Raw genomic sequence first — 13,680 nt, 5'->3', positions numbered from 1 at the left:
CCCCGCGAGCCGGTGGTAAACCCCACACCACCACGGCCTCTACGCTGAGCTGGCCTTCAAGAGATTCGTGGACGCATACCTGCCGGGCAAGTCTCGTACCGAGCGCACACAGAGAGCTGGAGTCGGGGCGTTTCAAACCCTTCGCTTACGACGAGTCGGTGGTGCGCGACCAGATCAACCCCGACATCACTGGACGACGCGGACAGCCAGTTGCCGCCCGCAGTGATCGCCCAGGAGATCATGGAAGACCTGAGGGCCGCACCGGCCGAGAGCGAGACCGTCGCCGAAGCCCTCGGGGTGGAGCCGGACCGACTGGTCAGCGAAGACGAAGTGATCGGGGCTTCGGGCTGACCGGGGGCTGGAGTGATCTCCGGAGTTCCGACACCTCACGCCGGCGGCACACTCATCGTGCTGGACCGGTGCTGGATGCGGACACCGGCGGGCGTGTTTGTGCAGGTGACTGCCCCGCGCCCGGTGTTCCGCTTCAACGTGTAGCGGACACCTGTGGCGTAGATGGCACCGTTCCGAACGTCATCGGGGCAACGTACGTGGGGCCGCTGTCGGGTTCGGTGATCACCCGTGCGACGGTGGTGCCGATGCGGAGATCGATGGTGCCGCCGCAGTTGACGCATGAGTGCGGGACGGCGTCGGCGCCGTACGCGACCCGTCTGCTGAGGTCGGGGGCGGCGAAGGCCCGGCGGGGATTTGCCGCCATTCCGTCCGGCCCGGATCCGTCGGTGACCTGGCCGATCACCGTCCACGTGGCCGACACCTGCGCCGCCCCGAAGAGCACGGACGAGCCCCGATCCTTCGTCAGGACCACCGGGTGCGTTGGGCTCGCCGGTCCGGCCGGGCTGCCGGTGCGGGGGTGGGGATGTGAGCTGCTGCAGCCGACCCGCACAGGCCGACGCAGGCGCGTCCTATCTCGCCGGGACCTACGCGGACGCCATCTCGCTTCAGCTCGGCGTGCGCTCCATGCTTGACAACGTCGTGTGGGGCGAGGAAGCCCGCAGCCGGGACGCCGAGCTGGCCATGATGCTGCTGGGACATCACCTCGGGTTCACCAGCACCCGCCCCGTCGATATCACGGGTGGCAGCAAGACGTCGATTGCCGACCATTTGAAGCGCTCGTACCCTCAAAGAGAAAATATCCTGGACTATCAGACGATTCCGTTCTGCAAAATTAAGAAAATTTTCAACATCCCGTAGGAAGAGCAGGTGGCGGGTGTCGAACTGTCAGGGTTCGACTTGGAAGGAGTCGAGTTCCGAGGCTGTGCGATCGCCCACTTCGAAAGCCCTCTCGGCGTGGTCGTGCGCGCCGGGAGGCTGAGGCGCTGCAAGGCTGTCGGCTGCTCTGTGCACGGGGTGAGGTTCGAGGAAATTTCCGTCGAGAATCTCACCTTTTCGAAGCTGACCGAGTTTGCGGCGTGCACATTTCGCCATGTTGAGCTGAAGGGAAGAATCGGCTCGTTCATTACGGTGCCTCCGCATTACTCGCTTCCCGCTGGTGTGGCCCAGGCGTTCACGGATTCCATGGTGGAGTACTATCAGGGTGTCGATTGGGCATTGGATATCTCTGCTGCCGAGTTCTCGGATGCTTCTGTCTATATGGTTCCAGGTGATCTTGTCAGGAGGGATGAGGACACGCAGTTCTTGCTGCGCCGGTCCGCCTTCGAAAGATGTCCCGAACCCCTTCCCGTAGTTGCGGAAATCTATCGCGGACGGTTCTCGCTGACACCGTTCGACTCGTACGTTGCGATCGCTCCGGTGCGTTCCAAGAATTTTGAAGGTATTCGAGACGGCCTGATGGAACTGAAGCGTATGGGCCTGGCTGAATAGTCCACCGGGTTGCTTACCTTCAAAGGGTGGTGTCGCCATGGTTGGGGCGGTCGCAAGGCCGGTGCCGGTCCGGCGTCGGGCCGGCGCTGGATGAACTGGGGCGCCGCAGCGTCGTCACGTTCGACCATGACGCACCGGCCGGCGGGTTCGCGGGGAATCTGGTGCTCCGCCGCGACCTGGCCGGCCTCTGGCCGCTGCCCGAGCGTGGCTCCGCCACTGCCGACTCCCGCTGGGCGAGTCCACGTCGAGCTGGTGACAGCCGGCAGGGCCGACAGGTCGGCTGAAGAGGGCGGCGGTAGCCGGTGGGGCGTGGCCGGGGGCTCCGGTCGGGCGGGGGCGGGCGGGTGGGGCTGCCGCGGTCGGCCGCGGGTCCGCAGGGCGTCCCTGCCGTACCGGCCAGGGGGATTTGCGCCTGTTCACGTAGTTGGGGCTCGCCTCTTGCCACCACCCGGGATTCGAGGTCAGCATGAACGCGTCACGATGTTGTTACGTGCCGTGGTGAGAAGCGGAACATCATGGGGGAGGGGGCGTCACCGCCCGAGGCTGCGCTTGCGCGTGCCTCGGCATGCCGGAGTCCGACCCCCGGGGGGACCGGTCGGCATCCGGGAACTGTTCGTCTGGGAACGCACTTTGAGCTGGCTCCGTACATGACATGCCGACATACGACACCGGAGGCAACCATGGACTTCGATCCCCTCGCGTCTCTGCGGCAGGCCGGCAATCCGGTCGATCTGCTGAGTGATGCGCAGCGCGATGTGCTGGCGCAGCTCACGGAGGACGAGGTCGCCGTCCTCAACTCCGTGAAAATGAGGCTGGACGCGGTCTCGGACGCGGAGGTCGAGGGTCACTCCACTGCCATCAAGCTGGCGTGACGATGGGCGTGAGCTTCGGGATCCTCGGCCCGTTGCAGGTGCTCCGGGACGGCTTCCCGGTGGACCCCGGATCGGGGAAGCAGCAGACTCTGCTGGCCACCCTGCTGGCCCACGCCAACGCGCGGGTCTCGTCGGACGTGCTGGTCGAGGTGCTGTGGACGGACGATCCGCCGCGGACGGCCCGCAAGAACATCCAGGTGTACGTGTCCGCGTTACGGCGGCTGCTGGACGGGGGGACCGGTTCGCGGATCGTCCATCAGCGCGGTGGTTACGTACTCCAGGCAACCGCTGACGAGCTGGACGCGCTCTCCTTCATGCAGCGGGCCCGGGCCGGCTCGCTGACCGAGGCCCTCGACCTGTGGCGCGGGCCGGCGCTGGACGGGTTCCGTGGTGTGCCGCTGATCGGGGATGCCGCGCGGCGGCTCGAACGGCGCTTCCTGGAGGTCTCGGAGGACTGGGCGGAGGCGGAGATCGCGGCGGGCGGCGGTGCCGCGGCGATCGAGCGGCTCACCGAGATCGCGCAGCGCCATCCGCTGCGGGAGCGCCTGCGGATGGCGCAGATGACGGCGCTGTGCCGGGCGGGGCGGCGGTCCGAGGCGCTGGCGGTGTACGACGACCTGCGCCAGGCCCTCGCCCGTGAGCTGGGGCTGCCGCCGAGTCCGGCGCTGGGGCGGTTCTACCAGTCGCTGCTGCGCGAGCAGGAGGACAGCGAGCCCCGGTTCGAAGTGCCGCACCGGGCGCGGGCGCACGCGCCGAACCTGCTGCCGTGGGACCTGCCGAACCTCACGGGGCGGGAGACGGAGACCGCCGAGGTGGTGGACGTGCTGACCCGGGGGCGCAGCGGGCCGGTGGTGGTGAGCGGCCCGCTCGGCGCCGGGAAGACGGCGCTCGCGATACGGGTGGCGCACCGGCTCGGCGACCACTTCTCGGACGGCCGCTTCTTCGTCCGGCTGCGCGGCGAGGACGGCAGGTTGCGGCCGTTGGAGGACGTGGTGTCCCAGCTGCCGTTCACAAGGGCGAGGATGCCCGGTGGGCGAGCCGACCCGCGGCGGGAGTGGCAGACGTGGCTCTCCCAGCGCCGGGCGCTGGTCGTCCTCGACGATGCCCGACGGGAGTGCGAGGTCCGTCCGCTGCTGCCGGAGACCGGGCAGAGCGCGGTCATCGTCACGGCCCGGTCGGCGCTGATCGGTCTGGAGGGCGCGTACCGGATCCGGCTCTCCACCTTCACCCCGGCCGAGGCGCTGCAGTTCCTCGGGCGGGTGATCGGTACGGACCGGGTCACCGCGGACCGGGAGTCCGCCGAGCGTGTGGTCGCGGCGTGCGGGCTGCTGCCGCTCGGGGTGCGACTGGCGGCGGAACGGATGGCGTTCCTGCGCCATGTGCCGCTGCGCGAGTACGCGGCCCGGATCGCGGATCCCGGCGGTCTGGTCGACGAGCTGTGCGGGAGCGATCCGGCGGTCCGCTCCCGGCTGACCGAGGCGATCGGGGACCTGCCGGGACCGGCGCATCAGGCGGTGTTACGGCTGGGCACCCTGGCGGAGCCCGTGTTCACGCTCCAGCAGGCGACCGCGGTTCTGGAGGCCGAGACCGGTACGGCGATACGGCTGCTGGAGACGCTGCTGGAGGCCGGCATCCTCACCGTCGTCGGCGGAGAGGAGGCCGCGGAAACCGTGCGGTACGAAATGCCGCGGCTGCCCTTCGCCGTGTTCGTGAGCGGGCGTCATACCGTTTTCGAACCGGTGGAAAGTCGTTTGCATACCGGGGCCTCCTAGCTTCCTTCTGGGGCGGTGTCGTGGATGCCGCTGGAGCTGAGGAGGACAGCATGCCCGAGGAAGTGAACCCGGAGAGCGCCGAGACCGAGGCCACCGAGACCGAGGAGGTCGAGGTCGTCGCCCACGAGTTGGGCGAGGAGGGCGTTGTCGAGCCCGACTGGTGCGTCACGAACAACAGTTCCGCGCTCTGACCAACTGGTGACCCGGCCGACGGCAGTTCCTGCCGGAGGCCGGGTGGCCCTGGGGTGCGTTCCGCACGTTTCGAGCGCACCCCAGCCGCGGCGGCCGGGAGGGCCCATGAACATCCTGCTGTGCCCGCACAGCAGCGGCGGCTACCTGTACCCGGCGCTCGCGGCCGGGCGCCGGCTGCAGCAGCGGGGTCATCGGGTCAGCGTGCTCGGACACGCGGCGGCCGGTCCCGTCGTCGCCGAGGCCGGGCTGCCGTTCGCGGCGGCGGAGGACTTCGGCGGACGGCGGGCCTTCTCGCCCACCTGGTGGGGGACCACCGGCCTGGAGCAGTACCAGGTGGTCACCCGCGCCGCCCGGCAGTCGGGGGCCGACCTGCTGGTCACCTCGGTTCTCTGCAACGGGCCGCTGGCGGCGGCCGAGGCCCTGGACATCCCCGTGGCGGTCATCGGATTCTCGGTCCATCTGTGGGACTACCGCTCCGGCGGTGCCGGCGAACCGCAGTGGGGACGGCCCCGCGGCAACCGGACCGCCGAGATGCTGCGGTGGTACGCAGACACCCGTGAGCAGGCGGGCCTGGCCGCGCGGCCCTCCCGGTGGGCGGGCAGCCCGCTGCCGGGCGACGCGCTGCTGCTCCGCGGCGACCCGCTGCTGGAACACCCCGGCGCGGTGCTGCCCGCACGAGTGCACCAGGTCGGGCCGCTGGCCTGGGAGCCTGCCGCCGACCCGGCCGAAGTCGAAGCCGTACGGGCGCATCTGGCGCGCACCGGCAAGCCCGTGGTCTACGTACACCTGGGCCGCTTCTTCGGGGGCAAGAACCCATGGCCGCGCCTCAACGCCCTCTTCACCGGCGGCCGGTTCCAGGCCGTGGTCGAGCAGGGCCGTTCGAGCGACCCGCGGCCTGCTCCCGGGGCGGACATCCTGCTGGTGCGCAAGCCGTGGATGGGACCGCTGATCGACTCGGCCGGACTGGTGCTGACCAGCGGCACCAGCGCTCCTGTCCTGGCCGCGCTGCTGCGCCGGCGCCCGCTGGCCGTCTCACCCAACGGCTCCGAGCAGCCGCTGCTGTCCGGGGCCTGCCTGCGGGCCGGCGTGGCCGCGTACCTCCCGAACCGCGATCTGCCGGATGCAGCCGACCCCGCCGACGTGCTCGCGGCGGCCTGGCAGGACGAGGGCCTGCGGGAGCGGGCCCGCGCCCTCGGCAGCAAGCTGGCCGCGGGAGACAGCGCGGGGCGTGCGGCCGATGTGATCGAGCAGGTGGCTCGTCAGTCCCCGGCCACGAGGGAGACCATGGGTATGCACAAGGCCGATCACGCGCCGGTCGGACAGCTGGCAGAGGGCGCCCTGGAGTGGATACGTGTCCACGCGGGCTATCTCGACTCACCCGCCGGCCGCGCCGAACTGCCCGTCACCCCGCGGGTCAAAGCACTGCTGCAGCTCGCTCTGCTCTGCCGCTACTGGGCAAAGGCCGCACCGGCCCACCCAGGTCTGCGCGAGGTGCGGGCGACCGTGGAATCCGCCTGGCGCTCGCCTGCGTACGCGGGTCTGCTCACCGCCGACCCGGACTACGCGCGGCCGATCCAGCTGACGTACGCGGCGCTCGCTCCCGCGGACGGGAACCTGCGACGCGCGGTGCTCCAGCGGATCGCCGCCGAGGGGTATCTGACACCGCGCAGGAAGACGCCGTACCACCAGCTGTCCACCCGGTTCTTCGCCGATCTCGCGGGCGCCGCCCACCACCTGGATTCGTACCAGGCTCTGTATCAGGCCAGTCAGCTCGCCCGGTATCTGTCCGGGCAGCAGGCAGACGACCCGGATCCGTGCGTCGCTGCGCACACCGCGTTCTATCTCACCGACTTCGGCTTCCGGGAATCGCTCCTGGGGGAGGACGCCCGGGAGCACGCCCGGGCGGTGCTGCACCGGTTCATCGAGCAGTCCGTGCAGCAGGGGGAGTGGGACCTGGCCGGGAAGCTCGTGCTCGCCCAGCACTGTCTCGGCGGCGATCCGGTGCGCACCGACGCGGCGGCGCTGCGGATGCTGGCCGGTGCGCAGACGGCCGACGGGGCGATTCCCGGACGGACCGCTGCCGGGCGGACGACGGCGGGGGGCACCGCATTCTTCCGGGCGGCGTACCAGACGACCCTGGTGACAGCGATGACCGCACTGATCATCTCCCACCGCCGACCGGACGACACCGGTCCGGCCGGCCGGACCCCGGAACCGTGGGGGGCCGCGCGGTGACCTCCGTACCGACCGTCCCCGTACAGACCGGCGGCGCCCGCATCCTCCGCGGCAGCCGCAACTGGTGGTTTCTCGCCCCGAACGGCGCCGTCGCCCGGCTCCGCGACGGGCATCTGACGGCCGGCGGCACGCTGCGGCCGGACACCGAGCGGCAGTTGCGCGAGCGCGGGCTGCTCGGCAGCGCCCCGCTGCCGCGTGTCTACTCCCTCACCGTGCTGACCAGCACCCAGTGCAACCTCGGCTGCGGATACTGCTTCCAGAACACCGGCCAGGACACGGACCCCGACCGCGGCAGCCGCCCACCGCGGATCGCCCGGGCGCGGCTGACCACACCGACCATCACGTCGATCCTCGGCTTCACCGAACGGCAGATGGCCGTGGCCGGACTGGAAAAGCTGCGGATCATGCTCTTCGGCGGCGAACCGCTGCTCAACCCGCGTGGCTGCCTGGAACTGCTGCGCCGGGCCGCCGGCACCCTCGGCCCCACCTCCGCCTGGATGATCTCCAACGCGACGCTGCTCACCCCGCGGCTGGCAGGCGAGCTCGCGGGACTGGGGCTCGACCACGTGCAGGTCACCTTCGACGGCGACCGCCCCGACCACGACCGGATCCGCATCCGGCGCGCGGAGGGCGGGGGGACCTTCGACACCATCGTCCGCAACATCGCGCGGGCCTGCGAGGACACCACGATCAGCTGGACCCTGCGGGTGAACGTCTCCCAGGAGACGCTCGGTGGCATCGACACACTGACCGACCGGCTCGCCGCAGAGCTCGACACCTCCCGTTGCACGCTGTACTTCGCCCCGGTCGGTGACGTCGGCGTCGGCTTCACCAACGAGCTGCTCTACACCGGCGAGCTGTCGGCACGTTTCGGCCGCTGGCAGCGCAGAGCGCTCGAACTCGGCTTCCGGGTGTCCCGGCCGCAGGCCCGCCGACCGTGCGCCACCTGCGGTTACCGCGACGGGCGGTACGGCGCGGTGGTCAGCGCCGACGGCACGCTGGCGAGCTGCTGGGAGACCGCAGGACGGTCCGACTGGGAGGTCGGCACCGTGACCGGGGGCTATCTGCCGGACACCGTGACCCGGGAGCGCTGGGTCGGCTGCCAGGATCTCTACCGGCAGAACGAGAACGAGCGGACCCGTGCGGCGTTCCGTGACGCCGTGGACGCGGCGCTGCTCGACCACCTGGACGAGACGGGGCGCCTGTGAGTGTCGAGGCGGATCTGAAACAGCTGGCCGCGGGCACCCTGGGGTGGCTGGCCGAGAACCTGGACTCCTTCGACCCGTTCGAGGCCGACCCCCGCACTCCCGGCCTCCGCCGGGCGAAGGCCCCGCTGGAGCTGGCGCTGCTGTGCCACTGCTGGTCCCGGCACGACGGTCAGGACGCCCGGCTGGACAAGGCGAACGCCCTGCTGCGCCGGGTATGGCAGCATCCCGGCTTCCTGGGCCTGCTCACCGCCGAGCCCGAGGCCGCCGCCGCCTACCGCCTGGTGGCTGCCGCCCTGGCACCGCACGGGGTGGACCCCTGGGCCGGCGGTGCGCCGCCGACAGCCGAGGACCTGCCGCCGGAGAGGTGGCTGCCGTACCACCGGCTGGAGCTGCGCTTCTACGCGGACAAGGCGGGGGTTCGCCACACGATCGAGCCGTACGAGGACCTCGTCGAGAAGAACGTACTCGTCACGCTGCCGGCCGCCCCCGCGGGACAGCCGCCGGAGCCCCCGGTCACGGTCCCCCGGGCGTACGCGCTGACCCACTCCGCGTCGTACCTCACCGACTTCGGCCGCACCGCCCCGGGACTGACCCCTGACGCCCTGACAGCCGCGGCGGACCTGCTCGACCGGCAGTTGGCGCACTGCGTCCGGCACGACTGGTGGGACCTGGCCGCGGAGCTGGTCACCGCCCGGCACTGCCTGGGCGGCACACCGCTCGACACCGCCGTGGGCGCTGCGGCGGTGCGCTGTCTGGCCCGCGCCCAGCTGCCCAGCGGGGCACTTCCCGGACGTACGGCTGCCGACCGGGACGACGCGTCAGGCCCTCTCTTCTTCGCGAAGGCGTACCACACCACCCTGGTGACGGCGCTGATGACCCTCCTGGTGGGTGTCCGATGAGGGCGCGGCTGGTACTGATCAGTCCCAGCTACACCCGGCTGTGGTTCGGGCAGGCCGTGTCGACCGTCGGCGACGCGGTGTTCAGCACGACCCTGGTGCTGTGGGTGGCCACGGTGCTGGCCAAGGGCGAATCGTGGGCGCCGCAGGCGGTCAGCGGGGTGCTGCTGGCCGGCGGTGCCGCGATGCTGTTCGTCGGGCCCGTCGCGGGCGTCTTCGTCGATCGCTGGAACAAGCGCGCCACCATGCTCGGCACCGAGGTGCTCCGTGGGACGATCGTGGCGATGCTGACCGCGGTGTCGCTGCTGCCGGTCCACGCGATGCCGGTCGCCGTGTGGCTGACGCTGATCTACGTGGCGGTGCTGGTGCTCAACTCGACGGGGCAGTTCTTCACCCCGGCGCGTTTCGCGGTCATCGCGGACATGGTGAACGGGGAGGCCGACCGAGCCCGTGCGGCGGGCATCGCGCAGGCGACGGCCCAGACCGCGTGGATCATAGGGCCGCCGCTGGCCGCGCCGCTGCTCTTCACCGTGGGGCTGGAGTGGGCGCTGCTGCTCAATGCGGTGTCGTATCTCGTGTCGTACATCGCGATCCGGTCGGTGGACATTCCGGCGGCGCCCGTGCCCGAACCGGCGCCCGTGCCGGAACCGGTGGCCGTGTCCGCGCCGGAGGGGGAGCCGGGGGCCACGGACGTCCCGGAGCCTGCCGCTGCCCCCGGCGCGGGGAAAGGCAGGAAACGTACCGGCCTGCTGACCGAGTTCCGGGCCGGGCTGAGCTTCTTCGCCCGCAGCAGGTTCCTCGTCGCGCTGCTGATGCTGGCTGTCATCGGGCAGCTCGGGATGGGCGCCCTCAGCACGCTGAACGTCTTCTTCGTCACCGGGAACCTGCACGGCTCCGCCGAGCAGTTCGGCTACTTCGGCATGGCCATGGGCTTCGGCGGCATCGCCGGTGCGCTCGGCGCGGGCCGGGCGGTGAAGCTGATCGGCGCCCGCCGGACCACCTGGATCGGCCTGCTGATCACCGGCACGCTGCTGTTCGTCTACTCGCGGCAGGACAACGTCGTCGCCGGCCTCGCCCTGATGCTGGCATTCGCCATCCCGCTCACCATGCTGAACACCGCGATGTCCCCGCTGCTCCTCGCGGCGACCACCCGGGAGTTCCGCGGCCGGGTCGTCGCCGTGTTCTACCCGCTGACCCGGCTGTCCTCGCTGCTGGCCGCAGCCCTGTCGGGCTGGCTGGCCGGCGGCGGACTCCCGCACTTCGGCCGTACGGTCGCGGGCATGCACTTCACTCCCGTCGACACCATCATCGCGGGGGCCGGTGTGCTCGTCGTGGCCGCCGGTGTCTACGCCCGGATCGCCCTCCCCGACACCGAGGCCGCACCGGCCCCGGCGCCCGGCCCGGTGGCGGCCGTGAAGGCCAGCCCGTGAACTGCGCCGCCTGCGGGCGCACCCCTGCCGACTCCGACCGCTTCTGCGCCGGCTGCGGGGCGTCGCTGGCCGTTGACGCGCCACGGCGGGAGACCCGTAAACGGGTGTCCATGCTCTTCATGGACCTCGTCGGCTCGACGGCTCTCGCGGAGCGGCTGGACCCCGAGCCGCTGCGGCAGGTCATGGACCGGTACTTCGCCAGCTGCGGGGCGTGCATCGCAGAGCACGGCGGGGCGGTGGAGAAGTTCATCGGCGACGCGATCCTCGCCGCTTTCGGCGCCACCGTGGCACACGAGGACGACACGCTGCGCGCAGCGCGGGCGGCCACCGAAGCACTCGCGGCGCTCGAAGGGCTCAGCGCGGAACTCAGCGCCGACTACGGGGTGCGGCTCCAGGCGCGGGCCGGGATCTGCACGGGTGACGTCGTGGTGGTATCGACCGTGGGAGACGAATTCCGGGTGATCGGGGATTCGGTCAACACCGCCAGCAGGTTGCAGACGGCCGCCCAGCCGGGCGAGGTGCTGCTCTGCGCCGACACCGCGGCCGTGGTGCGGGGGCGCATCGGCGTCGAGCCGGTCGCGCCGCTGCGGCTGAAAGGGAAGGCCCGTGCGGTGCCGGCCTGGCGGATCACCGACCGGTCGCCGGCCGAGGACAACCCCCTGCCGGCGGTCCCGTTCATCGGCCGGGACGACGAGCGGGAGGAGCTGGAGCACCGGTTCCGGCGGGTACGGCAGCACCGGCACGTGTGCCTCGCGACGGTCGTCGGCGAGCCCGGGATCGGCAAGTCGCGGCTCGTACGGCAGTTCCTCGCCGACCTGCCGGAAGGCGCGGCGACCGTACTCACCGGGCACTGCTCGCCGTACGGGAGGGGCATCACCTACCAGCCGCTGGCCGAGATACTGGGGTCCTTTCCCGGCGGATGGCCGGAGCTGGTCCGGCTGGTGGAGGCGGATTCCGGCGGGGGCCGCGGGGCGGCGCAGAACCTGGTGGTGCGCGCCCTCAGGGCGATCCCCGGCCGGGACGGCGGAGACGGGAACAGCACCGGCCACGACGGCCGGCCCGGCCACGTCGGCGTCGAGGACATCGCCTGCGCGGTCCGGCACCTGCTGAAGGTCCTCGGCCGCGAGAAGCCCGTGATCATGATCTGGGAGGACCTCCACTGGGCCGAGCCCACCCTCCTCGACCTCATCGACGACATCGCGACCTGGCTGCAGGACGTCCCGGTCCTGCTGCTCTGCGTGGCCCGCCACGAACTGCTCGACCTCCGCAGTTCCTGGGGCGGCAGAAACGCGCGGGCCACGACGCTGGAACTCGGGCCGCTGACGGACGAGGAGACGGCGGAGCTGGCCGACCGACTGGCACCGCGCAACGATCCGTACCTCCGTGACCGACCGGACCTGCTGCGCCGCGTCGTCGCCCTCTGCGACGGCAACCCGCTCTTCGCCGAGCAGCTCCTGGACGTCTTCGCCGAGACCAGCCCCAGCACCCATATCCCGCCCACCACCCAGGCGATGCTGGGCGCACGGCTGGACCAGCTGCCCGGCACCGAGCGCACCCTGCTGGAGATGGCCGGCGTGATCGGCCGCGAGTTCACCCCGGAACTGCTCCGGGCGATGGCCGGCACGGACGGGATCGACGACGCCGCGACAGACGGCTACCTGGCGCGGCTCACCCGGCGGCGGATCTTCGAACGCGGGTCGGCCGGGACCATCCGGTTCACGCAGACCCTGCTGCGCGACACGGCGTACGAGTTCATTCCCAAGAGCCGCCGCGAGCAGTGGCACGGCTTTCTGGCCGACCAGCTCGCCGACGAGCAGCCGCCGGACGCGATGGCGGTGGCGGTCCATGTCGAGGCCACCCGGGAACTGCGCTGGCAGCTGCGGCCCGGCGACCGGCGCCTGCCGCGCCTTGCCGGGGTCGCCGCGGACACGCTGATCCGGGAGGGGATGAGCGCGCTCGCCCGCAAGGACCTCCCGGCTGCAATCCAACTGCTGGGACGTGGACGGGAGTTGCTGGCGCCCGGTGATCGCCGTCACACCCCGCTGGCCCTGAACATCTGCGACGCCGGCATCTGGCTCCAGGACGAGCAGTGCTGTCACAGTGCCCTCGCCGCCGCGGAAGCCGCTCAGCCGGACGACCCCGCCGCCGCGGCCACCCGCGCGATCCAGCGCGGGATCGTCGCGCTCCGGCTCGGCCTCACCCCGCCCGCGGTGGTGGCAGAGCAGACGGCGGAGATCGCCGCGGGACTCGACCCCGGGGACGACCTCAGCTGGTGCCGGCTGCACCAGCTCCAGGCGTACGTCGAACTCACCGCAGAGCGCGCGGCCTCGGCGGAGAAGCTGATCGGCCGCGGACTGGACCGGGCGCGGGCGCTGAACGACGGCTACCAGCAGGACCTGCTGCTGTGCGCCCGCTGCGAGCTGGCGCAGTGGTCGCCGACACCCGTTGCCGCCGGGCTTGAGCTGTGCACCCTGCTCTCCGAACGGTTCGCAGCCGCGCGGGTGCTGCTGATGCCCGTCCTGGTGACGCGGGCGCGGCTGCAGGCACTCGGCGGGGACATCACCGGGGCCAGGAGCACACTGGCCGAGGCCCTCGGGTACGCAAGGGACGTCCATCTCGACCTGGCCGATGCGGTGGTGCTGGACGCCTCCGGCTACGTGGCGTCGCTCGCCGGGGAGCACGAGGTGGCGGAGGCCCGCTACCGGCAGAGCCTGGACGTGCTCCGCTCGGCGGAGAAGGCCCCCGACACCAGGGGCACGGAGATCGCGATAGCCAGGGAACTCTTCGCCCAGGGCAAGCTCGCCGCCGCGGCGGGCGCCCTCGACCGGGCGGGCACCGGGGGCACGGAGGGGGCGGGCACCTTGGGCACGGAGGGGGCGGGCACCGGCGACGTGGCCCCGGGCCCCCGTACGCGGATCGCCTTCGCCGCGCTGCGCGCCCGGATCGCCTCGGCCCGGGGCGCCCACGACGACGCCCTCGCCGAAGCAACCGCCGCCTGCGCCCTCGCCGCCCGCTCGGACGACCTCGCCCTGGCCGGTGAGACGTTCTTCGACCTGGCGATCGTCCTGCGGGCCGCCGGCGCGACCGGCCGGGCAACCGAGGAAGCCGCCACCGCCCTGGCGAAGTTCGAGGCGAAGGGCGCCGCGCTGCCGGCGGCCCGGGTGCGGGACTGGCTCACCGCCAGGAAGGAAGAAGGCATCGTTGACTGACACCGGCACACCGTGGCGCAGGCCGCC

General features: G+C 71.7%; 11 protein-coding genes. 10 read left to right on the top strand and 1 reads right to left on the bottom strand.

The window, feature by feature from the left end; translation table 11 throughout:
* Positions 1-484 precede the first annotated feature (484 nt).
* Positions 485-793 carry a hypothetical protein gene (locus HCN08_RS03810; protein WP_167981408.1) on the bottom strand — a complete coding sequence of 103 codons (309 nt, stop codon included), beginning with the start codon at positions 791-793 and terminating at the stop codon, positions 485-487.
* A gap of 83 nt (positions 794-876) precedes the next feature.
* On the opposite strand from HCN08_RS03810, the gene HCN08_RS03805 reads away from it, so the two are divergent.
* The 10 genes from HCN08_RS03805 to HCN08_RS03755 all read left to right on the top strand — a co-directional run bounded on the left by HCN08_RS03805 (position 877) and on the right by HCN08_RS03755 (position 13,653).
* Entirely contained in the window at positions 877-1,209 is a 333-nt protein-coding gene (locus tag HCN08_RS03805; protein ID WP_167981407.1) for a hypothetical protein, read from the top strand.
* Positions 1,210-1,218: 9 nt separating this feature from the next.
* Positions 1,219-1,839 (top strand): hypothetical protein, encoded by a 621-nt coding sequence (locus HCN08_RS03800; RefSeq protein WP_167981406.1) that lies wholly within the window; start codon positions 1,219-1,221, stop codon positions 1,837-1,839.
* Positions 1,840-2,519: 680 nt separating this feature from the next.
* Positions 2,520-2,711, top strand: coding sequence for an aroma-sacti cluster domain-containing protein (locus HCN08_RS03795; protein ID WP_167981405.1), 192 nt, complete (start codon positions 2,520-2,522; stop codon positions 2,709-2,711).
* 2 nt (positions 2,712-2,713) lie between these two features.
* The gene (locus HCN08_RS03790; protein WP_167981648.1) at positions 2,714-4,483 is read left to right on the top strand and encodes an AfsR/SARP family transcriptional regulator; all 1,770 of its coding nucleotides are present in this window, start codon (positions 2,714-2,716) and stop codon (positions 4,481-4,483) included.
* A gap of 50 nt (positions 4,484-4,533) precedes the next feature.
* Positions 4,534-4,674 (top strand): hypothetical protein, encoded by a 141-nt coding sequence (locus HCN08_RS03785; RefSeq protein WP_167981404.1) that lies wholly within the window; start codon positions 4,534-4,536, stop codon positions 4,672-4,674.
* 106 nt (positions 4,675-4,780) lie between these two features.
* Entirely contained in the window at positions 4,781-6,910 is a 2,130-nt protein-coding gene (locus HCN08_RS35035) for a glycosyltransferase (protein WP_240969744.1), read from the top strand.
* A complete protein-coding gene (locus HCN08_RS03770; RefSeq protein ID WP_167981403.1) occupies positions 6,907-8,118 on the top strand; it encodes a radical SAM protein in 1,212 nt (403 codons plus the stop codon). The genes HCN08_RS35035 and HCN08_RS03770 overlap by 4 nt, the downstream gene beginning before the upstream one ends.
* Positions 8,115-9,017 carry a DUF6895 family protein gene (locus HCN08_RS03765; RefSeq protein WP_167981402.1) on the top strand — a complete coding sequence of 301 codons (903 nt, stop codon included), beginning with the start codon at positions 8,115-8,117 and terminating at the stop codon, positions 9,015-9,017. Before HCN08_RS03770 ends, HCN08_RS03765 begins: the two co-directional genes overlap by 4 nt.
* On the top strand, positions 9,014-10,444 hold the full coding sequence (locus tag HCN08_RS03760; RefSeq protein WP_167981401.1) for an MFS transporter: 1,431 nt from the start codon (positions 9,014-9,016) through the stop codon (positions 10,442-10,444). The genes HCN08_RS03765 and HCN08_RS03760 overlap by 4 nt, the downstream gene beginning before the upstream one ends.
* Positions 10,441-13,653: an ATP-binding protein gene (locus tag HCN08_RS03755; protein ID WP_322974205.1), complete on the top strand. Its 3,213-nt coding sequence runs from the start codon at positions 10,441-10,443 to the stop codon at positions 13,651-13,653. Before HCN08_RS03760 ends, HCN08_RS03755 begins: the two co-directional genes overlap by 4 nt.
* Positions 13,654-13,680 lie beyond the last annotated feature (27 nt).

Origin of the sequence: Actinacidiphila epipremni, assembly GCF_012034175.1 — a bacterium.
In the GTDB taxonomy this organism is placed as follows: domain Bacteria; phylum Actinomycetota; class Actinomycetes; order Streptomycetales; family Streptomycetaceae; genus Actinacidiphila; species Actinacidiphila epipremni.
This window is presented reverse-complemented; position numbering and strand designations above follow the sequence as displayed.